The organism is Flavobacterium johnsoniae (genome assembly GCF_030388325.1).
GTDB classification, from domain to species: domain Bacteria; phylum Bacteroidota; class Bacteroidia; order Flavobacteriales; family Flavobacteriaceae; genus Flavobacterium; species Flavobacterium johnsoniae_C.
On sequence record NZ_CP103794.1, the window covers coordinates 3,889,448 to 3,913,281 of the forward strand.

At 33.0% G+C, this 23,834-nt stretch carries 12 protein-coding genes; all 12 read right to left on the reverse strand.

Going from position 1 to position 23,834, the window contains the following annotated elements; genetic code table 11:
- Positions 1-96: 96 nt before the first annotated feature.
- Positions 97-1,626 carry a glycoside hydrolase family 28 protein gene (locus NYQ10_RS17065; protein WP_289877424.1) on the reverse strand — a complete coding sequence of 510 codons (1,530 nt, stop codon included), beginning with the start codon at positions 1,624-1,626 and terminating at the stop codon, positions 97-99.
- A gap of 161 nt (positions 1,627-1,787) precedes the next feature.
- Positions 1,788-3,425 (reverse strand): sodium/sugar symporter, encoded by a 1,638-nt coding sequence (locus tag NYQ10_RS17070; protein WP_289877425.1) that lies wholly within the window; start codon positions 3,423-3,425, stop codon positions 1,788-1,790.
- 113 nt (positions 3,426-3,538) lie between these two features.
- Entirely contained in the window at positions 3,539-4,621 is a 1,083-nt protein-coding gene (locus NYQ10_RS17075; RefSeq protein WP_289877426.1) for an acyltransferase family protein, read from the reverse strand.
- A gap of 211 nt (positions 4,622-4,832) precedes the next feature.
- Positions 4,833-7,973 (reverse strand): glycoside hydrolase family 2 TIM barrel-domain containing protein, encoded by a 3,141-nt coding sequence (locus NYQ10_RS17080; protein WP_289877427.1) that lies wholly within the window; start codon positions 7,971-7,973, stop codon positions 4,833-4,835.
- 286 nt (positions 7,974-8,259) lie between these two features.
- Entirely contained in the window at positions 8,260-9,147 is an 888-nt protein-coding gene (locus tag NYQ10_RS17085; RefSeq protein ID WP_276173412.1) for an inositol oxygenase family protein, read from the reverse strand.
- A gap of 231 nt (positions 9,148-9,378) precedes the next feature.
- The gene (locus NYQ10_RS17090; protein WP_289877428.1) at positions 9,379-13,410 is read right to left on the reverse strand and encodes a hybrid sensor histidine kinase/response regulator transcription factor; all 4,032 of its coding nucleotides are present in this window, start codon (positions 13,408-13,410) and stop codon (positions 9,379-9,381) included.
- A gap of 52 nt (positions 13,411-13,462) precedes the next feature.
- Positions 13,463-15,292, reverse strand: a complete 1,830-nt coding sequence (locus tag NYQ10_RS17095) for a metallophosphoesterase family protein (protein ID WP_289877429.1) — start codon at positions 15,290-15,292, stop codon at positions 13,463-13,465.
- A 224-nt stretch (positions 15,293-15,516) separates the two neighbouring features.
- Positions 15,517-16,368, reverse strand: a complete 852-nt coding sequence (locus NYQ10_RS17100; RefSeq protein WP_289877430.1) for a DUF4861 family protein — start codon at positions 16,366-16,368, stop codon at positions 15,517-15,519.
- A gap of 329 nt (positions 16,369-16,697) precedes the next feature.
- A complete protein-coding gene (locus NYQ10_RS17105; protein ID WP_289877431.1) occupies positions 16,698-17,264 on the reverse strand; it encodes a hypothetical protein in 567 nt (188 codons plus the stop codon).
- Between the two features lie 13 nt (positions 17,265-17,277).
- Positions 17,278-19,551: a GH92 family glycosyl hydrolase gene (locus tag NYQ10_RS17110; RefSeq protein ID WP_289877432.1), complete on the reverse strand. Its 2,274-nt coding sequence runs from the start codon at positions 19,549-19,551 to the stop codon at positions 17,278-17,280.
- A gap of 21 nt (positions 19,552-19,572) precedes the next feature.
- Positions 19,573-21,885: a GH92 family glycosyl hydrolase gene (locus tag NYQ10_RS17115; protein ID WP_289877433.1), complete on the reverse strand. Its 2,313-nt coding sequence runs from the start codon at positions 21,883-21,885 to the stop codon at positions 19,573-19,575.
- A 328-nt stretch (positions 21,886-22,213) separates the two neighbouring features.
- Positions 22,214-23,827: a RagB/SusD family nutrient uptake outer membrane protein gene (locus NYQ10_RS17120; protein WP_289877434.1), complete on the reverse strand. Its 1,614-nt coding sequence runs from the start codon at positions 23,825-23,827 to the stop codon at positions 22,214-22,216.
- Between the last annotated feature and the right edge of the window lie 7 nt (positions 23,828-23,834).

The following is a 23,834-nucleotide window of genomic DNA, read 5'->3' on the forward strand; positions in this document are numbered from 1 at the left end:
AAGACGCAGAGTCGCAAAGTTTTCTATTTAAGTTTTTTTGAATAAAACTTTGCGTCTTTGCGCCTTTGCGAGCAATTTTCGGCAGTATATAATAAACTACCTAGCTGGTAATTCAAACTTATTTTGCTCTGGTTCTATTTTTCTTTTTAAAGATTCACTATCCAAATTACTTGATGAAACATCTTTAAAAACAATCTGATTGATTTTATCTGAAGGAACATCAATAGCTTTCATTGTTAGATTTTTTACATCATCAAAAACAAAAGCTGGACGGAAATCTTCTTTATCTAAAACCAATTTTATATTCTTCATTTCGATTCCGTTTACGTGACGAACGTAAAATCCCCAAGAAGGCAATTCACCAAACATGGTAAATTCAGGGTAACCGTTTATATTCTCTTTTACATCTTTTAATCGACTTAAAGGATGATACGCCATTCCTTTTGAAGCTCTTCCTGGATAAATGATTTCAATATTTTCTAAAGTCACATTTTCTATCAAATGCCCCGGAATTCCAGCAATTGAAGAAGGAAACGGATTATGAAAATAATCTACTTCTGGTCCGCGCATATCGTAATCTATATCAGGGCGACCAAACGGAACTTGCACTTTTACATTTTTAACCGATACATTTTTAATATAACCCGGTTTATCTCCATTTCTGTGACCTAAACGGATTAATAAGGCATTTCCAGTATTTACGGCCGTAATATCAGAAACTTTAATATTCTCAATTTCTGCTCCATCAACAGACTCAATTGCAACTGCCGATCTGAAAGTATCAAAAACTTTGATATTTTCAATTGTTACATTTTTGAAACTTCCATAAGAACCTGTACCAAATTTCACTGCATTGGCACTTGATCTAATCGTACAATTTCCAATGTAAATATTGTTATTATGCAATCCCGGAACTTCCGATTTTAAGCAAATTCCGTCGTCGGCAGCATTAACGTTGCAATTTGTTATTCGGGCATTTTCGCAACCATCAAGATCAATTCCGTCATTATTCCAATACGCTCTGCTTTCCACTTTCATAAAATCAATGACAATATTTTTGCATTCTCTAAAACACATTGTCCAACCTGGACTGTTTTTCAAAGTAATTTGAGTCATGGTAATCGAATCGCACTTTACAAACGAAATCAGTTTTCCCCTTCCGTCTTCTGGACGCATTCTTCTATAATTGTATTTTGGATCAATTCTAACTCCTGTATGATGAAGAGAATCAATTGCTAAAGCCAGTTCTCTCCCTTGTCCGTCAATTATTCCCTTTCCGTTTACAGTAATATTTTTGGATTCATTAGCAATAATCAAAGCTCTAATTCCTTCGTATTTTGGATAATCGTCAGGATTGGTGCTTCCTAATAAAGTAGCGCCTTCTTCAAAAAATAATTCCACATCATTTTTTAAAACGATGCTTCCGGACAGAAATGTTCCTTTAGAAAAAACAACTTTTCCTCCTTTACTTTTATTTGCAGCATCAATTGCTTTTTGAATTGCTTTTGTGTTTAACGTCTTTCCATCTCCAACAGCGCCGTATTTTTTAATATCAAAAATCTTTTGCGCCGAAACAGTTAAGGACACGCAAAAAATAAAAAGTGCGATTATAAAATTTCTTTTCATTTCTATTTTACTTTTTTAATCTCGCAAAGGCGCAGAGTCGCTAAGTTTTTTAAGACTTTTCTTTTTAATAAACTTTGCACTTTTGCGTCTTTGCGAGCAATTTTCAATTTAATCTTTTCAAATTTACTTTGAGCCTTAGCGTCTTTGTGGCAAAATAAAATTTACCAGAAAACAGTATACAAAGCCACTAATATTCCGCTGATAATAAACGAACCTACAATAAATTCTGAAGATACTTTAAACATCGATTTATCAACTTCTATTTTATGAATTTCGGCTTCTTCTTCAGAAACTGGATTTGCCAAACTGATACCAATCATGATAAATACAATTATAAAGAAAACTATGGTCATTCTATCTAAGAAAGGATAATCTGGAAAAGCGCCTTCTGTCCACATTGGCAAGAATTTCAATATTGCTGCCAATGGCACAGTTAATAATGCTCCGGCAAGTCCTGCTGCTGGAGTAGTTTTTTTCCAGAACATTCCTAATAAGAAAATTGCTAAAACTCCTGGTGAAAAGAATCCAACATATTCTTGAATAAATTGATACGCTTGATCTAATGATTTTAATGCTGGAGCTACAAAAGCTGCAATAATCATACAAACCACAACGCACCATCTTCCTGTACGAACCAGTTTTTTTTCTGATGCTTGAGAATTAAAATATTTTTTATAAATATCTAAAGAAAAGATAGTCGAAATACTATTTGCTTTTCCTGCTAAAGAAGCCACAATTGCGGCTGTTAAAGCCGCTAAAGCAACACCTTTTAATCCAGCTGGAAGTAAATTCATTAAAGTCGGATAAGCATGATCTGGTTTTAAAACTCCCGCTGCATCAACCATTTCTTGTTGAAACATTCCATTTTCATGCATTACAAACATGGCAATACCTGGAAGAACAGCAATAATTGGAACTAATAATTTTAAGAAAGCAGCAAATAGAATTCCTTTTCGAGCTGTTTTCAAATCGGCTCCTAAAGCTCTTTGAACGATATATTGATTGCAACCCCAATATGCTAGATTGTTAATTAACATTCCACCTACTATAACTGACATTCCAGGCAATTCATTATAATGCGGATTTGATTCATCTAAAATCATGTGCAAATGTCCTGGCGCTTCTTGAGCAATTATAGAAAGTCCTTTTAGAATATCATTTCCAAAACCAAATTGATCTGAAAGCAATGTCAATGCCAAATAAGTCGTTACTAATCCTCCTAAAATTAGCACAATAACTTGAAACATATCCGTATATCCGATAACTTTCATTCCACCCAAAGTAACGATTACAGAGAATAAACTCAAACCAATAACACAAAACTGAAAACTAACAGGCGCTATGGAAGAAATAGCCAAAGCACCTAAATAAATAATTGAAGTAAGATTAACAAAAACATAGATTAACAGCCAGATAATAGCCATAATTGTACTTACGGTTCCACTATATCTTTTGGCTAAAAACTGTGGCATTGTAAATATCTTATTCTTCAAATAAACAGGTAAAATAAACATTGCCACAATAATCAATGTTGCGGCAGACATCCATTCGTAAGAAGCAATGGCAAGACCAATGGCAAAACCAGAACCGCTCATTCCGATAAAGTGTTCTGCAGAAATATTAGAAGCAATTAATGACGCTCCAATTGCCCACCAAGTCAATGATCCTTCGGCTAAAAAATATTCGTTGGAACTAGTTGCTGCAGTTTTTTTGCTTCTGTAAATATACATTCCATAGCTGGTAACAATGACAAAGTAGATAAAGAAAACAATATAATCTGCGGTTTGTAATACATTCATAATAGTGTGGTTATTGTGTGGTTAGATAGTAAGATGTATTTTAAAATTTAATCGATGCTAAATTTTAAGAAACCATTTCTTTTTATAGAGAAAATAAAGTAATAAAAGCTGTATTAATGTAACTGATAAAGCAGAAAAAATCGCCATGTAAGAGACGTAAAATTTATAAGTCCGCCAAAAACGTAATCTGCCGTATGTTTAAAATCGACTAAACCCTCGGCGGCAATGTAAATTAAAATCGAATTTGAGCCGATTAAAATTAAAGGGAAAGCCCATTTCTGGAAACCGAAATAATCAATTATCAAATAAAAAAATACAAAAAACAAAATACTAAATCCGCCAACAAAACAAACAAAAGAACTTGTCCATAAATGTTTATTGATTGGAAAATTAATATCCCAAATCAAACCTGCAATAATCAGAACTGTAGCCGTTAAAGCCATTAAAAGCAATTTCACTTTTATAGAAAACGGACATTTAGCTTTTAAAAATGTTCCGATAAAAACACCCAATAAAGCGGTTGCTATAGCAGGAATTGTAGAAAATATTCCTTCTGGATCATAAACTGTACTATGCAATCTTCCTGGCAAAAGCAAACGGTCAATATATCCTTCTAAAGAACCTTCTTTCGTTAAAACTCCTGCTCCAAAATCAGGAACTGGAATCCATTTCATGGCTACATAATAACCAATTAGAATTCCGAAAAACCAGATTAGCTGTTTTTTAAAATCAAAATTTAAATAAATGATTCCAGCAAAAAACCAAGCCAATCCAATTCTACCTAATACACTTGCAAAACGAGTATGATCGAAACCATCAAATCGTAACAATCCATTTACCACAAATCCGAGAACTAGTAAAATGCAAGTTCTTCTCAGCATTGACAAATAGATTTTTCGCTTTTCGTATGAAGGCAATTGTTGCGGTGTTTTTACTCCTGCCAAAGTCATTTTCTTTTCAAAAGAATAAGGCATAGAAACTCCCGCTACAAATAGAAATACTGGAAAAATCATATCATAAAATGTAATTCCATTCCATTCTGCATGATGCAATTGCGATGACATCCAAATAAATATAGGAATTGGCGCCGCTTTGGCAAGAGCGTGAATAATATGTTCTCCGCTCATAATCCAAAACATCACAAATCCGCGCAAGGCATCTAAAGAAATTAATCTTCCATTTGTAGAGTTATTCATTTTTATAGTATTCAGTGGTCAGTTGATAGTTTTTTTTAGTCTTCTTTTCAGTATTCAGTCACAGTCGCAGTTTTCAGTTCTAACTGTGACTGAAAACCGAGACTGAAAACTGAAACTAAACTTATTTAAGTTAAAGTGGTTTAATAATAAATTTTTAATTTTCAGTCGCAGTCTCAGTATCCAGTGTAAACTGAGACCGCAAACTGAAAACTTATTCAATTGGTTTTATAACAAATCCGTAGTTGTATTCACTTTTCGTTAATACATATTGTTCGTGTGGCGGTAATCCCCAACTATTGTCGCCGCCTACGCCGCGTTGCGTTAAGTCTACACAAACTACTACTTCTTCTCTCGGAGTGATATCACTGGAATGGATATTCTTTTTAGAAATTCCTCCGTCAAAATCACTCGGATAATTGTTCAAAGTACTTATACCTAAAGGTTGCAGACCTTTTATTTCCAAGCCATTTCCTGAATTGCTTGATAATTTAAACCAGCGTATATCTGTCTTGTATCCATTTTCTTGTGGGCGTGTATAAGGCACATATTGGTCTGCAACTTTACTAGTATAAATTCCTTTGAATGATGCTGTTTTTCTATCCGGATAATTTTCTAATGGTCCTCTTCCGTAATAATCTAGATTCTCTAAGGTGTTTTTTAAAGTGAAAATCATTCCGAAGCGAGGCAATTCAGGTACAGCATTCGCACCTTTTTTATAAGCAACCTGTATTTCTAAATCTCCATTATTTCCTAGCGAATATTTAATTGTATAATCAGAAGCAACATCGTTTAGTTTTAATTTCGAAACGATATATTTTTTTCCGTTTTCTTCTGTTTGCTGAATGCTTTCTAAAGAAGTATTTTTTCCAGCTGTTCTCCAAACATTCGTTCTAATCTGCATTTTGTTTCCGATGTCATTATCGGTTGGAGCTCTCCAGAAATTAGGTTCTGGATATTGTTTGAAATATTCTTCGCCTTTTAAACTGTAATAAGAAATCAATCCTGTCGATTTGCTGATTTTCACTACAACATTATCTGAAGTCAATACAAACTGATCTTTCTCATCCTGAATTTTAGCTGAATTTACTTTTTCAGATTTTTGGAAATATTTACCATCTTCAATTACAAATTGTTCTTTCGCAATTTCAAAATTATCAGGAAGCAATTCAGAACTTGTTTTCGTGTAAGCAAAAACATTCAATAAATATTCTGTTCCTTCTTTCGATTCAATTTTTGGCAAATCAAGTTTAAATTGTTTTTTTGTTTTTGGATCTAACGCAACATTAATTTTTCCTTCTTTAATTACTTTTCCATTTTCTAAAACTTCGTATCTAAAGCCGTATTTATTCAAATTTGTAAATCCGAAATCATTATTAATTTCGATTATTCCATTTTTGATATCAACTGCTTTGAATAAAATATTCTGATAAACTTTTTTTACTTCGAATGCTCCAACGTGCGGCGTTCTATCAGCATAAACTAATCCGTTATGACAGAAATTTTCATCGTTTAGATAATTCTGGCTTCCCATATCGCCTCCGTAAGCCCAATATTTTCTTCCAGCTTCATCGGTTCTTAAATAACCTTGATCTACCCAATCCCAGATAAAACCGCCTTGCATATTTTTGCTTCCGCGAATGATATCCCAATATTCCTGAAAATTTCCGCTGCTGTTTCCCATCGCATGCGAATACTCACACATAATATACGGACGAGTCACTTCTTTGCGCGCCGCATATTCCTTCATATATTCTATCGTTGGATACATTGGGCAAACGATATCGGTATTTTCGTTTTCTTTTGCTTGTTCGAACTGAACCAAACGGCTATTATCTCTTTTTTTAATCCATTTGTAAGCTTCGTGAAAAACAGGTCCGTTGGCACTTTCATTACCCAATGACCAAATAATTACCGATGGCATATTTTTATCTCTTTCAACTAGACTATAAATTCGGTCTAAATGTGCTTCTCTCCATTCTGGAAGATAACCTGGATTCGTTTTTGGATTCATCCATTTTAAAGGCTGACCTTCTACTCCCATTCCATGACTTTCTATATTAGCTTCATCGACCAAAAACAAACCGTATTTGTTACAAAGTTTAACCCATAAAATATTGTTCGGATAATGACTGCAACGAACTGAATTGATATTCAATTGCTTCATCATTTTGATATCTTTCATCATCGTTGCTTCGTCCTGATAATGTCCAGTTTCTGGATTATGTTCATGAATATTTACTCCATGAACCATCAATCGAACTCCGTTTACTAATAATTGTCCGCCTTTTAATTCTACTTTTCTGAATCCAATTTGCGTTGAAACCGTTTCTACAATTTCATTTTTTGAATTTTTTAAGGTCAAAACCAACGTGTATAAATTTGGCGTTTCACTGCTCCATAATTTCGGACTTGAAACATTTTGAGAAAAATTTAAAGTCTGAATTTTAGAAGCTTCAAAATTGACATTAAACTCTTTGCTAAAAACATTTTTCCCAGAAGCATCAACCAATTTCGCAACCAACTTTTGATTGTTAACTGAAGTTGAAGTCAGGTTTTTCAAACTAACATCAACACTCAGACTTCCGTTTTTGTATTTCGCATCTAAATCTGGTTTAGCAAAGAAGTCTGAAATACGAACATCTTGAGTACTATACAAATACACATTTCTGTCAATTCCAGAAAGTCGCCACATGTCTTGATCTTCTAGATACGAACCGTCGCTCCATCTGTAAACTTCAACAGCCAAATTATTTTTTCCAGATTTTAAATATTTAGAAATATCAAATTCTGCTGGACTTTTGGTGTTTTCGGTGTAACCAACTTTTTCGCCATTTACCCAAATGTACATAGCTGAAGTTCCTGCTTCAAAATGAAGAAAAACGTGACGGTTTTTCCAATTATCTGGCAATACAAAATCTTTTTTATAAGATCCAACAGGATTATCCCAATGATTAATAAAGGGTGGATTTTTCTCAAAAGGATATGTAATATTGGTATAAATTGGCACACCATATCCGTTTAACTCCCAATTAGAAGGCACTTGAAGTTCTTTCCAGTGTAAAGTGCTAAAATCCGTTTTATAAAAATCCTTCGGACGCTGATCTGGTGTTGGCGACCAAGAAAATTTCCATTTCCCATTTAAAGAAAAATACCAAGGTGAATTTTCATATTTATCGATTATCGCCGAATTTTCGTCTGCGTAAGGAAGAAAAGCAGCTCGTGCTGGTTCTCTATTAATCTGAAATACAAGAGGATTCTCCCAATCGTTACGCTCTTTTTCTTGAGCAGTAACAATAGTTCCACAAAGTAAAAGCAGGCTTAATAAAAGTATTTTGGTTTTGATTATATGCATTATTTTGGTTTTTGATAGCTGGCAATTATTTTTTTTCAACACATAGAAACATAGTTTATTTTTTTCTTAAAAAAGATTAATGAAAAAAACCAGTTTCTAACACATAGCCCCAAAGTTTGTCATTCCGAGGAACGAGACCCGAGCGATAGCGAACAGGCGAAGCAAATCTTCGTAAGTAGCTCTACAAAGATTGTGGATTCTGATTGAGGAGTTTCTCGCGAAGATTCCTCGTTCCTCGGAATGACAAGATTGTGTGGACTATCTTTGTTTAAACAAATGAAGCCTTTTAAAACTTCAATTTTTCTGGCAAATATTTAGCAACTAATTCTTTATAATAAGGAAGTAATGCTTTTACATCTGGTTTAACTGGTGCTTTTGTGTATAAATCATAAGGATTGAACTTTCTAACCCAATCAAACATTTCGATGTCTTTCTCATTCATTAGGTGAGAATAAGCATTTTCTTTGTGTTGAGAATAGAACGAATGATAACGTATCATGTACAAAGCTGGATCTGGAAGATAATCTTTCATAATCTGATACAGATATTCATCGTGTCCCCAGCTCATTTTTACATTTTCTAATCCGCAGTTTTCTGTATAAACGCCAAATTTTGTATTGAATCTTTCGTCTGTATAATCTGGATTTTCCTTAAAAAATTCAGGATAAACAATCTTATCCGAATACGCGCATCCAACAGGAAATGTATCTCCAACAACTGCCCATTGAGGTTCTCCAAACAAACATAAAACTTTACCTAAATCGTGGATAAAACCCGTCAACACAAACCAATCCGGATGACCGTCTGCACGAATTGCTTCTGAAGTCTGCAAAAGATGTTGTGTCTGATCTAAGTCAATATCTGGGTCGCTATCGTCTACAAGCGTGTTCAAAAACTCAACAGCTTCCCAGATTGACATTTCTTTTCTATTAAATTGCAGAAAATCTTGTTCTTTACTGCACACAAAGTCATAAGTTTGATACGTGTGGTTTATTCTGTAAAACTCTTTAACTGTTTCTACTCTTTCCGAATCGACATAATTTCTGAATTCTTCTTTCTGCTTTTCTTTTACATCTTCATTTTCTTCAGAAGGATCAGGATATCGCATTAACAAATCGTCTTCCCACTCATCTAAATTATTCAACGGATTGTCTGTATCTATATGCTTTTTCATAATTCTAAATAGTTAAAAGTTATAAGACAAAAATAGAATTACATATATGGTTCAAAATGGATTAATAAATCAAAAACATGGATAATTTCGAATATTGTAGGATTTTTACATTATTAAAATTCAAAATGACAAAATTGTAGACAAAAAAACTTTGTCAAAGTTTAAAACTTTGACAAAGTTCAATCAAATAAAAATTCGTGAAAATTAGTGTAATTCGTGGCAACAAATAAATTAAATCAATTTACTTGGCGGGAAACCAAACTGTTTTTTAAAGCATCGGCTAAAATATAACGGATCATTAAAACCAACCAAATTCGTTACTTCAGAAACATTATATTTTTTAGTTTTAAGCAATTCTGCAGATTTTTTTAATCGAATTGTTCTAATGAATTCGTTTGGAGCCAAATCAGTCAATTCTTTGATTTTTCTGTATAATTTAGAAGAACTAACGCCCAATTTATCACAAAGAAAATCCGTAGAAAGATCTACTTCACTCAAATTATCATTAATCAAATTTGTGATTTTCTCCATAAATTCTTCATCAATAGGAGAATGCGTTAGCATACTAACTTTACTTTCTACTTCTCCAGAGAATTTTTGCTTGAGTTCTAACCTCGATTTGACAATATTTTCGATAACCGTTTTAAGCAATAAAGGCTCAAAAGGTTTCGCTAAATAACCATCAGCACCCATTTCATAACCTTTTACTTTGTCATTATTTTCGCCAAGCGCGGTTAACATCACAACCGGAATATGACTGATAAATTCATCATTTTTAAGTTCGCGAACAAATTCCAAACCATCCATAACTGGCATCATAACATCGGCAACACATAAAATAGGTTTTATCTGGCGGCAAAGTCTCAAACCTTCTTCACCATTTTCGGCATCGTAAACTTTATAATAATCAGAGAGATAATCAACCAAGTATTTTCTCAGTTCGCTATTGTCTTCAATAACCAATATTTTTTCTTTCATATCGGTATTCTGAATAATTTTCTTAGCCGCTTTTTCTGGAATAAGCATACTTAGATTATCATTTTTTAAAGCATATTCAAACACTTCTTTATGTTCGTAAGCAGAACGATCAATCGGAATTTCGACTCTAAACGTACTTCCTTTTCCTGCTGTGCTTTCTACAGAAATAATTCCTTTATGAATAGCAACCAAAGACTTTACCAAAGATAACCCAATTCCAGATCCTGTATTATTGTCTTTACTATTTGAAGCCTGATAAAAACGCTTGAAGATTTTATCCATACTTTTTAACGGAATCCCAATTCCATCATCAGCTACTTCAATAACCAAAACATCTTCTACAGTATCTTTTAGTCTGATATACAAATCGACATTTCCGTTTTTATTGGTAAACTTTAAAGCGTTTGATAACAGGTTATAAAGAATCTTATCGTATTTATCATTGTCAATCCAGCCGTTTATTTCTTCATCTTCAACTATAAAATTGAGCTTAATTTTTTTGTTATAAGCCATTTCTTTAAACGAATCGAAAATATTCTTCGAATACGATAAAATATCCGTTTTAGTCACTTTTAGTTTCAATTCTCCCGATTGTGCTTTTCTAAAATCTAAAACCTGATTTACAAGATTTAATAATCTGCTTGCATTTTGATAAATCAAGTTATATCTGCTTTTTTCGTAATCTGTTGCATTGCTGTTTTCGTCTAATAACTGTTTCGCTGGACCTAAAATCAGCGTTAAAGGCGTTCTTAATTCGTGCGAAATATTAGTAAAGAAACGTAGTTTTTCATTGTTTAATTTAACATCGTGTTCTCTGTTTACCTTTTCTGTAAGAAGCTCTTGTTTAAGACGAATACGGTTTTTAATTTCTTTTCTTATAAAATAAAAGATACCAAACAAAAGTGCAAAAAACAGTAAAAACGAAGTCGGCGTAAGCCAAAACGGAGGCAGAATTTTTATTTTATAAGAAACCGTTTTACTCCAATATCCGTCGCTATTGCTTGATCTGATTTTAAAAGTATAATTTCCTGGATAAAGGTTGGTATATTGTACAGTTCTCGATGTACTATTTGCTGTAATCCAATGTTTATCAAAACCTTCCAACATATATTGAAACTTATTCAGTTTTTCATTTGCGAAAGACGGAGCCGAAAACTGAAGCGAAAAATTACGATTTTTATGCGTGAGCTCTATTTCTTTTCCATAATTCAAATCTTTTGAAAGCGGAATTTCTCCATTGATTTCCATTTCTGGAAAAACCTCTTCGTTCTGAATTTTAAATTCTGAAATAACAGGCAAAGGCGACCAATTATTTCTTTTCATCGCTGGCGGCGAAAAAGAAATAATTCCGTTCTTTCCTCCAAGAAAAATATTAGAATTATTAAAATAAAAGAAACCACTTGAACTAAAAACGTCCAATCTGTTTCCACTATTTACATGATAAATGCTGATGTCTTTTAAATTCGATTTAACGAAAGCAATATTGTTATTGTTTATATTCAGCCAAAGATTTCCGTTTGCATCAGATAAAATATCTGTAATCCATTTGCCCGAAAGTTCTTTTAGGTTTTTAACTGGTTCAAATTCATTCTTTTTAGAATTGTACAAACACAAACCAAATCGTGTTGAAGCCCAAATTTTACCTTTTACATCAACTAAAACATCACTTACATTTTCGTCATGCGGCACGCCTTTTTCTTTAATAAAAAGTGACGAATAGGTTTCTATTTTCCCCGAATTGATGTTGTATTTTACAACTCCGGTTTCTGTAGCAAACCAAACATTATTTTTGGCGTCTCTTTCGATAGCATTAATCTGAAAACCAGGTAAAAGTTCACTAGAACTCTGTACTTGCAAAGTTTTCGTATTTAAAATGACAGCACCTTCCCCAAAAGAACCCACAATCATCAAATCGTTTCCAATTTTACTGAATGCAAAAACGGGTGATTTTTCAAATCCAACTTTAATTTCTCTAGAAGAATTTGTGCTATAATTGTAGACCAAAACATTTCCATCCCAAAGACCGCAATAAAAAATCTTCCCGTCATCAGAATAAATGCTGGCAATGTCTTTTCCTGTATTATGTAAAGGAGTTGAACCTTTTGTATTTGAAATAAAAAGTCCGTTGTGGTAAGTCGCAACAATTATTTTTTCATCGTAGGTTTTTGCAAAACCTCTAATTCGAGGTGCTTGATTTCCAATTGAACGCGAAATATCTTTGTTTAAAGTAAATTGATTTTCGTAAGGATCATACTTATCTAAACCATCTTCTGTTCCGATCCATAAAACTCCCGATTTATCAAAATAAAGTGCCGAAATTAAATTATCGACAAGCGAAGTATCATCAGATAAAATAGAATAATACCATTTGTAATTTCCTTTTTGAATGTCTTCTAACTGATCACAAACCAATAATCCGCCTAGAGTTCCAACCCAATATTTGCCGTCTGGTGCACGTGCAACAGATAAAAAATACGGACCTAAAGCTCCTCTAACTTGTTTGTTTTCAATATATAAATTAACAAACTGATTAGTTGCTTTGTTTAATTTATACAAACCTTCACGAGTTCCAACAAAAATATCTTGTTTTGCATCTTCGTAAATAAAATTGATATACGGATTTTTTACGTTTGAATTTGGAACCGAAAGTGTGTAATTGTTAATTCTAACAATCGCTCCTTTTGCATCCATCGTAATTTTTGCTACACCTGATTTTTCATAACTTCCTATCCAAATATTGCCACTTTTGTCTTCAAAAATTTCTTTAACGTACTCAAAACCTTTCAGCTTAATTTTTTCGAATCGGTTTTCTTTCAAGAAAAACAAATAAATTCCTTTTGTTTTGGTTCCTACCCAAACCCTTTTAAATTTATCTACATAAACCGCTCGAACTTCATCGTCTGGCAAACTGTTTGGATCATCTTTTTTATGAAAAAAAGTGGTAAAGACATGCGTATCCATTTTAAAAAGAGTTAGACCTTTTCGGGTTCCAATCCATAAATGGTTAGAATTTTCATCTAATTCTAAAGCAGTAATATCGTCGTTATATAATTTGTTTTTCCCCGGCGTAGAACTCATGTAGTTTTTGAACTGATAACCGTCAAAACGATTTAATCCGGAGAATGTACCAAACCACATAAAACCTTTTTTATCCTGCACAATATGGCGTACAGAATTATGAGATAATCCGTTATTATCATTATAATGCGCAAATTTTATATTCTGTGAATAAGAAGAATAAAAAACAGCAAACAATAATAATAGTAAATGGAATTTTGGTCTCATGGAAATAAATTATAAATGCAATTTAAACTTTTTGATTTAATAAATAACGAAATTATTTAACAGATAAATTATCAATTTTATTATTTTTCAAATCAATTTTAAAATGATCGGAAGGCTTACCATTCATGGTTTTCCAAAATATTTCTGCCCATAAAACCAATTTCGGATCATTTGATTTTTTCAAATGCTTGCAGATCAAATCATATTGCTTTAATTTCTTTTTTCCTATTTCATTAAAAGCAAGTTCATCGGCACTTTTAAGACGGTAAAAATCTAAAATCATATCAAATCCAGTCCAAAGTTCAAAATCAGAAATTGTCAAAGAATTTGCCTTTAAATCTTTATCTATTTCAGATTGGTTTTTATTCAATTCTAATAAATCTCTACCAGAAAGTTTTTCAATCGATTTTAATAAATCTACAGGAAAATCTTCAGGCAAGAATCGCAAACGAACTAATTCTTTTAGATGCCAATTTGTAAATGCTGCATAATCTTTGGCTTTTAGAATTTCTTTATTCCAAATATCTTTATTTTTAATTTCCTCCAAATGAGTATATTCTTCTTCGTAAAAAGGAAACAAACTATTGAAATTACTGACATTGCCAATTACGATAGTTTCTACTTCAAATTCAGAATCAGAATGAATTGTCAATATTTTGTAAGCTGGCATATACGCCGCGAGCGACGGTGTCTGAATATTAAACAGCGTGTTTCCGTTTGCGGACGTTCTTACGCCAGTGTCGTTAATGTGCATATGTCCGCCAAAATGAATCTGAATTCCAGCATCTGCAAATTGTTGTGCTACTTCTTCATCTGGAACCCGTTGCAACTGCATTTTATTTGCTCCAAAAAGCTGTTTTAACTCTGGTGAAGCATCATCATTAAATTCAACCATCGGATAATGACTAAAAGCGATCAATATTTTCCCTTTTTTCTTAGCTTCTACTGATACTTTTTTTATCCAATTTAAAAGATGGCTTTTATAAATCAGAACGTTATTGTAACCTGTATTTGCACCAGAAAAATCATGCGGATTATTTGGCTCTCCTGATAGTTTTTCGTTTGGCACATATGCATTGGCATCAATTCCTAAAAGCCAAACTCCTTTAACAGGCTCAACCAGATAACTTGCATCTGGAAGATACAAATTGGTGTTTTTAATTAAATACGTTCTTTTTTCTAAAACAGATTCTTTTTGAGCTTTTTCAAAATTATATTGTTCGTAAGTATAGTTTGAAAATGGCGTTTCCCAATACAAATCGGTCTTTTTTGGAAAAAAACCAAAATCACGCATTTCGTTAATGGTTTCTTTATAACCCCAATTTTTTATATCTTTTGTAATAATAGGTTCCAAATCACTTTTTACTTTCTCCAAATTATTTCTAGAACTGCTTATAATTTGCTCCTTTCCTCCTTTTCCTAAAAAATCAGTTTTGGTGGCATCTTGAGAAAATGGTCTTACAACATCATGATTTCCAGTGGTAATAAAAAATGAAATTCCGTATTTTTTTGAATATTCGTTGAGTATTTTTCTCAATCCGCGAACATGAACTGGCTGTCCGTCATCGCTGAAATCACCAGGAAGAGCAACTTGTTTGATGTTTCTTTTTACGATGTCGTTTAATGCTTCTAAAAAAGCGAAGTAATTTTCATTGAAGATTCTCGTAGAATGCAATTGTGCATTCATTGTTCTGATATTGGCATATTCGCCCGTTTTCGGATTTTTGATTCCTTTGTAATCGTTATCCTCAAATTTGGCAAAAATGTCCTGTAAATGAACATCGGCTATAAAAGCAATTTGAACTTCTTTTTTAGTAATCTGCTGTGATTTGCAGAGATATGAAGAAAATAGTAATACTATTATAGCCGATATTCTAAACATGTATTTTATTTTAATTTTTATGATTATCCTTTATTTGTCCCATTTTTAAAAATACAAAACCTATAAAATCAGACGCGGATTAAACAGATTCGCTAACGCGAAGACGTGGATAGAAACGGATTTTTTTTAATCTTTTTAAAAAATATAAATAGATTATCCGTTTTAATCCGCGTCTTTACGAAGTAAATCCGTTCAATCCGCGTCCTTACTAAAAGATAATTCTATTACTTTTTAATGTAAGCTTCTAATTTATCTAAAGTGTTTAATTCTGTTTCTCTCGCACTAGAAGATATAATGGTTGTTTCTAATTTTTTTGCTGGTTTTGAAATCAATAAATATTGTGTTCCGTCATCTGTCGTTTTCTCATAATCTTTTGGATTATACATAATTGCTGCACCAACTTCTACAATTTCTGCCGCAACGTCTTCAGGATGTTTTCCCCAAACTGCAATATAATTTGTTCCTTTTTTTGTTGCACAATCTTTAAAGTAATTTACTCCAGTTGCAAATTGTACTTTTTCTCCGTTTAAAGAAACAGCTTCTACTTTTGCTTCTCTTTTACCAGAAAATACCGTTACGCGAACTAAAATATCCACTTTTTTCCCTTTGTAAGGCACTCCTCTTGAAATCATCTCCATCCAAGAAGTTGTATCTGTTTTACCAACGCGAGCCAAACGATTTGTTACTGGATTTAAAGGCACAACTTTCTCTCCGTCCCAAAGTTTTACACCGCCTAGTCCTACAGTTGATGCTACTTTATAATAATCGGCTCCCCAACCTTCTTTTTGCTGTTGCGGCGTCGGATACCAATTTGCTTTTCTTAATTCTAAACCTGGTTTTGCTTTAGAATAAACATCAATCGCTACTTTATCGCTGAAATAAATTCTCAAAGCCATCCATTCATTTTCTACAGCTGGACCGTGATGTCCGATTGTTTTATATAAATCTCCTGATTCTGAGCCAATATCTGTTAGATATGTAATTTTATCAGACTTCATATACAAACTGTTGTCTGTATTATTTTGTCCAAAACAAATGCAGCAAAAAAGTAAAGAGGTTACGATAGATAATTTCATAATTTAAAATATTATAGTTTAAGTGTAATTCCTGTAAATTTAAAAACAACTTTCAACAATTTACCAAGAATTCTGCCTAATGTTCAGAAATTATCAATTTATACTTAAAATGTGAAAATTCTTTAATCAATATTCTTTCTCTTTTTTATTTGCTAATGTTTTGAGGACAATTATTTTTAAACACATAGAAACATAGATTCTAATACTTGTAAAAAGGCGTTTCACTTGCATGAACAAACATAGCTATGTATGAGAAACTAGCTTCTTTTTATCTTCTTTTTGAGCAATCAAAAACTATGTTTCTATTTGTTTAAAATAAATCTGTTTTTTTATTTATCTATAACTTTTACTAATGTTGGATTGATGCCTAACGGATTCTTGATTATTTTACAGATTAAAGGAAATTCAGGATTTTTTACAATCCACATTTCTGTTTCATCGATTTGTGCAATTACGTGTAAAGTTTCGACAGTCTTTCCGTCAATAGAAATACTGCTTTTATCATTATTTTTATCTAAAACGTAAGTTGTATTATTGTATACAAATGAATTATTTTTTACTAAATTTTGATAAGCCGATCTCGAAATCATGAAAAAAGTTTCAGTTGGTTTTAAATTTAAAACTGGTGCATATTCACCCTGATTAAAACTCAATTCTGTTCCATTTTTTACAGCTTCTGGAAGCATTACAATACTGCTTTTTACACCTCTAGTTTCTAGTTTAAAAGTTAAACCGTCGCCTGCTGTTTCTGCTTTAAGCGAAAGCGTTCTGGTTTGACCATGAAGCTTGCAAACGTAATTTAGCTCTGTATTATTTTTTATTGTTGGAATGTAATTCTGTGCTATTGCTTTCTGATAAACAACGCAGAAAAGAATCATTAAAAATATATTTTTCATCTTGCTTATCATTTTATTTTGCTGGCGGTAAAATTGTTGTTCCCCATTTTGAAGGCTTAGAATCCATTTCAAGAACAAGTTCTCCACCGTTATTAATATCTTCATGTAAAATCCAAGCTTGATTAAAAGGTTTTCCATTCAAAAAAGCTGCTTTTATATATTTGTTTTTATCGCTCATTTTTTTAGTTGTGATTTTGAAACTTTTACCATTTTCTAATTTCATAACTGTTTCTTTAATCAGCGGAGTATTAATCAAGTAATAAGGCTGTCCAGCGTTAGGATATAATCCCATCATGTGGAAAGCCAACCAAGAAGACATTGCGCCAGAATCATCATTTCCTGGCAAACCTTCGCGAGAAGTGTTGAAACTGTTTTTTATAATTGTTCTGATTCTGTCGCTGCTTAAATATGGTTTTCCAATCCAGTGATATAAACAAGGTGTAAGGAATGAAGGTTCGTTGGCAACATTAAATAAATCATTGTCAAAGAAAGTGTTCAATCTATTTTCAAATGCTTTTTCTCCACCTGATTTTTTTACCAATTCTGGAATATCGTGCGGAAGACTAAATGAATATTCCCAAGAAGTTCCTTCATAAAAGAAAACACACCAATGGCAAACATACCAAGGCGATTCGATAATTACAGGCGTATATTTAAAAGTCGGTTTCTGGATTTTCGATTCACCAAAAACAACATCATCCAACCAGTTTCCAGCGGCATCTTTTGGCATAATAAAACCTTTTGCTCCATTATTTTCATAATCTGCACGCCATAAATTCTGCCAGTTTTCGGCTTGTTTCATATATTGATTGTACAAATCTGTCTTTCCCAATCCTTTGGCAACAACAGCAATATTATAGTCATTGTATGAATAATCGATAGTTCGGTTTCCAGCACGATCTGTACCGTACGGAACGTATCCTAATTTCAAATAATCTATCAATCCTCCTCTTCCTTCTTTTTCTTCATTACCTCCAGGAGGAACTGTTGCATCTTTAAGCATTGCTTGAAGTGCTAATTCATAATCTATTCCTTTTAAGTTTTTTACAAAAGCATCAGCCAAAACAACTTCAGCATTTGAACCTCCTTGTGTTCTTCCGTTATCGTTTCCGCTTCTTCCTTCTGGCAAGTAGCCTTCGCGCTTGTAAATATTTAACATGGCGTTGATAATATCAACTTTTCGCTTAGAATCTATCAATGTAATTAATGGACTAGAAGTTCTAAATGTGTCCCAAATAGTATAAAAATCATCGTAATAAGGCTCATCATTTGTCCATAACGGATTTTCTCCTGTACGGTCAACAGGCATAATCATGGTGTGATACAAACCGGTGTAGAACATTTTTTTATATTCTTCTGAAGTGTCTGCAGAAAGCTGAATTCTATTTAATAAATTTTCCCATTTATTTTCTAATGCTACTAAAACATTATCGAAATTCCAATGCGGAATTTCAACCTCAATATTGTTTTTTGCTTTTAATTCACTTAAAAAAGAAATTCCGATTTTTACATTTAATTCCTCTTTTCCAGAATTTCCAAAAGAAAGTAAAGCTGCTGTTTTCTTTCCAGAATCAAACTGCGCTTTTTGATTGTTATAAAATTTTCCGTCTTTAAAAGTTACAAATTTTGCAATTGGCTGATCGAAAGTTGCCCAGAAATAAACAGTATAAGCGCGACCGTTATTCCATCCGCCTCTAATTCTGCTGTAGCCTCTAACTTCTGTATCAGAAACAATTTCGATTTGCGAGCCTACAAATTGCTGTGCTTCTCTAGCGTCTGGAATTTTTTCTTCACCAAGAAAAAAACCTGGATCTATTTTTAATTCTTTAGATGTGTTTTTTGGGTACGTAAAACGATAAAACGACACTTTTTCTCCTGTCGTTATTTCTGTTTTAATTTTATTTTCTTTAAAAACAGTTTCATAATAACCTAGTTTAACATTTTCTTCTGCTCTAAACGAAGTCTGATCCATTTTATCTAAAGCTCCAGAAAAAGGCATAATCTGAATATTTCCGTATTTTGGACCTCCTCCAGTTCCGCTTACGTGCACTTGGCTAAAACCTGTAACTTCTTTCGGAATTGGCAACCAGCCACTGTTTGGGCTTGAAGTACAATCTGGACTTGGTTTTACCATTCCGTAAGGACAAGACGGACCAATAAAAACTCTCCCAACTCCTTCTGAACCAATCATCGGATCAACATATTGATGAACTTTTGATTGTGCATAATTTTCGATTGCAACAAGAAAGCTAATCGCTAAGAAAATGATAGACTTTGGATTTTTCATTTAATGTTATTTTCTTTAATATTAGGGGTTTGATGTATTTGACATTTCTAAAACTAATTCTCCGCCATTTGTAATATCTTGATGCGAAAGAGTAAAATTCTGAACTTCTTTATTGTTGAATTTTAAATCTTTGATGTAAACATTTTCTACGCTATTATTTTGCGCTTTAATTACAAATGTTTTTCCAGAATAATATTTCGGATTCAGATCAATAGTTATTTTATTGAAGATTGGACTTCCGATTTGATAAACGGCATCTTTGTCTGTTCCTCCATTCATTTGAAATAAACCTAATTTTAGCAAAACATTCAAACTTCCCATTAATCCTTGATCTTCATCTCCATTATAACCTGTTGCAGGCGATAATCCGCTGAAAGTTTCTTTGACTACATTTCTTGTCCAATATTGTGTTAAATCTGGTCTTCCTAAAACGGTAAAAATATTAGAAGTTTGCATCGAAGGCTGATTTCCAAAATTTACTGGAATCCTACTAAACTCTGGATGCAATTCTGCATCGTGCGATGTTCCAGAAGTATATTTTTGATTTTTAGCCGTTTCAAATTGTGCATTTAATTTTAAAATGGCTTTTTCTTTTCCACCCATTAATTCTGCTAAACTAAGAATATCATGCGGTACAAACCATGTTGATTGCGCTCCGTTTGATTCAATAAATCCATTTTCATATTGATACGGATCATAATTTTCTCTCCATTTTCCTTTTACATCTTTTGGACGCATCCAGCCAATTGTTGCATCAAAAACATTTTGATAGTTTTTTGATCTCTTTATAAAATAATTATAATCTTCATTATTATTTAGTTTTTTAGCCAATTGAGCCAAAGTCCAATCTTGATAAGCGTATTCTAAAGTCTGACTTGCACCGTCTTCATGGCTTCCAAAATTGCCATCAGGAAGCGGATACGGCACATATCCTTTTTCTAAATAATATTTTAGTCCACCGCCAATACTTGTATTGTGTTCGTAACCCGCTTTTGCCATTATTCCGCCTTCCATATGACCTTTTTTTAATGCCACATAAATAGCTTCTAAATCGTCTTTTACAATTCCTTTTTGAATAGCGCTTACAATAAAAGGCGTTGCAGAAGCTCCCGTCATTACATACGTATCATTTCCTCCAGATGGTCCACGCGGAATTGAACCTCCGTCTTTATAATACTGCATCAGCGAATACACAAACTCTTCCATAATCTCAGGATAAACCAATCCCCATAGATTATTAATCGTCCATTGCGCTCCCCAAAATGCATCCGAATTATAATGATTGAATTTCGGTTTTCCGTCGGCGTTTAAAGGTAAATGTCCTATCCTGAACGTGTCCCCAGTATTATCAGGATAGGATCCATTTGCATCACTGATCTTTTTTCTCCCTTGCAGAGCATGCCATAAATCAGTGTAAAATCTTCTTTGATCGGTTTCTGTTCCGCCTTCAATTTTTATTCTTCCTAATAAATTGCTCCATTCGTTTCTGGAATCAGCAACAGTTTTATCAAAATCCCAATGTGTTAATTCGGTTTCGATATTGTTATTGGCGTTTTCAATAGAAGTATAAGAAATACCGACTTTCATCAATACTTTATCTTTAGTTTTAGCAAAATGAATCAAATAATTTCCTGTTGCATTATCTCTTTCTAAAGAAGTAATTGGCTGATTGGTTTTAACTTTAAAAAATACCGTTAATGGTTTTGGACGCCTAAAATTTGTACTTAAAACTAAAGATCCAGAAAGTTCAAAATCATTGTTTTTTTCTAATTTTCCATCCGTATTATCACATGGTCCTAAAACAGTATTCAAATTAAAAAGTACCGCCTTTTGAGCATTCGCAGGAAAAGTATATTTATGAAAACCAACTCTTGCCGTACTTGTTAATTCTGCTGTTATTTGATATCTGTCTAGTTTTAAAGAATGATATCCAGGTGTAATAATCTCTTTTTGATGATTAAATTTGGAATAAAAATCTTTGAAAACAATTGCCTTGTTTTCATTTGAAACTGTAACAGGCATTATAGATACACCAGACATTTGCCATTCGTGAACGTGACTAAAACCTTTAACTGTATCGGTTGTATATTTATAACCGCCTCCCCAATCGCCTTTAATTTCTGTATCTGGACTCAAATTTACCATTCCAAACGGACGGCTCGCAGATGAAAAGTAAAACCATCTTGAGTTTTCAGTGTCCAACAACGGGTAAACCATATCTGAGATTTGTTTCTTTTTTAGAGAAATTGATTTTTGAGCGTTGCATGACATTAAAAAAATAAGAGTTAAACTTATTACGATACGTCCTATTTTAAAGATTTTATTGAATTCCATGTATGTGAGGCAATATTAGTTTAAAAAGTTTTTTTCAATGTTTACTTATCATTAAATCGAAAACAAAAGGCAGTAGAAATGCTAGAGAATTATTGATGTTAACATAATCTCTAATTAATTTAACAGAATGTTACAAAGCTTAATTTTCAATCTTGAGACCAAAACAAGATGCTATTAAGCTTTGTTTCATTCAAAAAAAATAAACTGAACTGATTCTCACGAGCAACTGAAAAAACCAGCTTTCTTTTGTAAAAAAAGGAGAAGATTTTTGACTCTCCTCTCCTTTTAAAATTAAATTACAAATGTGTACTTAACTAAATTCTTATTTTTAATATCCAGTATTTTGAGTAAGAGCTGGATTTAATACCATTGCATTTGTTGGAATTGGGAAAACACGACGGTAAACATCTGTATTTGTTTTGTACCCCCATTGTCCTTCATATTTTCCAAAACGGATCATATCGTTTCTGTGCCATGCTTCCCAAGTAAATTCACGGCTTCTTTCTTTGTAAAGATCTTCTAAAGTTACACCGCTCAAAGCTGCAGAAGTAGTACGGTTAGAACGTACCATATTTACTAATGCATCTGCACTTTGTCCTAATGTAACTGGTCCTCCACGAAGGATTGATTCTGCTTTCATTAAAAGGATATCTGAATAACGCAAGAAAGGAACGTCGTTCTTTTGGTTACGGTTTGTAGAAGTTGCATCTGGATAGAATTTAATATTTCTATATCCCATATTCCAAGCAATTTCATCATTTCCAAGATCCATTAAAGCAACGCTTTGACGAAGGATAATATCTGGCGTTAAATTTACTTGATATGTGTAAGTAGCACCACCGTCAGAACCTGTGTAAAATTGATCGTATCCTTTTTTAGTTGTTGTAACCATTACTGGCGTAACACCATCATTCATGTATTGAAGACCTGTAAGCCATTGTCTGTTACGAATATCATTTACATCATTAAAGTAAGCGTAAAATTCTGGAAGCGTACTTCTTGGTGCACTTGGAGTGTACGGAAGACCAAATTTAGCTCTTTCCGAACGAGGCACATCATAACGTGCGTGATACATCTGACCATTGAAACCAACTGTTACTGCCGCTGGATCGTAAGGAACTGCAAAGATGAATTCTTTCATTGCTGGTCCGTTTGTTGGATAAAACATCTGAAGATAAGTCGCTCTTGGTTCAACAGCATATAAGCCAGAATTAATAACTTCATCACAAGCTGCAATACATTCGTTGTAACGTGCAGTTCCTGTATATATGTTTGCATTCAAATACAATTTAGCCAACATTGCATTAGCTGTTTGTTTGTTTGGTCTTCCGTAAGTAGTAACACCAGATGCTGGATTTAAATTAGGAACTGCGCTTTTTAATTCTTTTTCGATAAAATTGAAAACTTCTGCTCTTGGCGTTTTAGCGTGAGAAGTAAAATCTCCGTACAAAGTATCTAAAGGAACATCACCGTAACTATCCATTAACATGAAATAAGAAATGGCACGCATTGTTTTTAATTCTGAAATCAACGTTTTTTTGTCTGCACCTTCTGGCATTGTTTGTCTTAAGATAGAAATCGCTTGATTGCTTGTTCCAATCACTTTAGATGACCAATCCCAAAGACTTCCGATGATTCCGTTATCTGCATTCCAATCATGGTAATGCATTGCAATATAGTTTCTGTTATCAAACCAGTTACCTCCTCTTGCAGGCAGAATAGCTTCGTCTGTAGACAAAGATTGCGACCACCACCAAGCAAATGAGAACTCACCACGAAAGGCTGCATAAACTGGACCTGTTGTCTGAATATATTGTGTTGGATTTTGAGGAAATACTTCTGGTGTTAATTGAGTTGTAATAGGCACTTCTAGATCGTCGCAAGACCATACTAAACCAGCTAAAAGCACTGGAAGACCTAAATATTTTAATATCTTTTTCATAATTTTT

Coding starts and splice junctions, on each gene's coding strand:
- NYQ10_RS17065 (WP_289877424.1), bottom strand. CDS start 1,626: ATGAAAAGAAATTTTATAATCGCACTTTTTATTTTTTGCGTGTCCTTA.
- NYQ10_RS17070 (WP_289877425.1), bottom strand. CDS start 3,425: ATGAATGTATTACAAACCGCAGATTATATTGTTTTCTTTATCTACTTT.
- NYQ10_RS17075 (WP_289877426.1), bottom strand. CDS start 4,621: ATGAATAACTCTACAAATGGAAGATTAATTTCTTTAGATGCCTTGCGC.
- NYQ10_RS17080 (WP_289877427.1), bottom strand. CDS start 7,973: ATGCATATAATCAAAACCAAAATACTTTTATTAAGCCTGCTTTTACTT.
- NYQ10_RS17085 (WP_276173412.1), bottom strand. CDS start 9,147: ATGAAAAAGCATATAGATACAGACAATCCGTTGAATAATTTAGATGAG.
- NYQ10_RS17090 (WP_289877428.1), bottom strand. CDS start 13,410: ATGAGACCAAAATTCCATTTACTATTATTATTGTTTGCTGTTTTTTAT.
- NYQ10_RS17095 (WP_289877429.1), bottom strand. CDS start 15,292: ATGTTTAGAATATCGGCTATAATAGTATTACTATTTTCTTCATATCTC.
- NYQ10_RS17100 (WP_289877430.1), bottom strand. CDS start 16,368: ATGAAATTATCTATCGTAACCTCTTTACTTTTTTGCTGCATTTGTTTT.
- NYQ10_RS17105 (WP_289877431.1), bottom strand. CDS start 17,264: ATGAAAAATATATTTTTAATGATTCTTTTCTGCGTTGTTTATCAGAAA.
- NYQ10_RS17110 (WP_289877432.1), bottom strand. CDS start 19,551: ATGAAAAATCCAAAGTCTATCATTTTCTTAGCGATTAGCTTTCTTGTT.
- NYQ10_RS17115 (WP_289877433.1), bottom strand. CDS start 21,885: ATGGAATTCAATAAAATCTTTAAAATAGGACGTATCGTAATAAGTTTA.
- NYQ10_RS17120 (WP_289877434.1), bottom strand. CDS start 23,827: ATGAAAAAGATATTAAAATATTTAGGTCTTCCAGTGCTTTTAGCTGGT.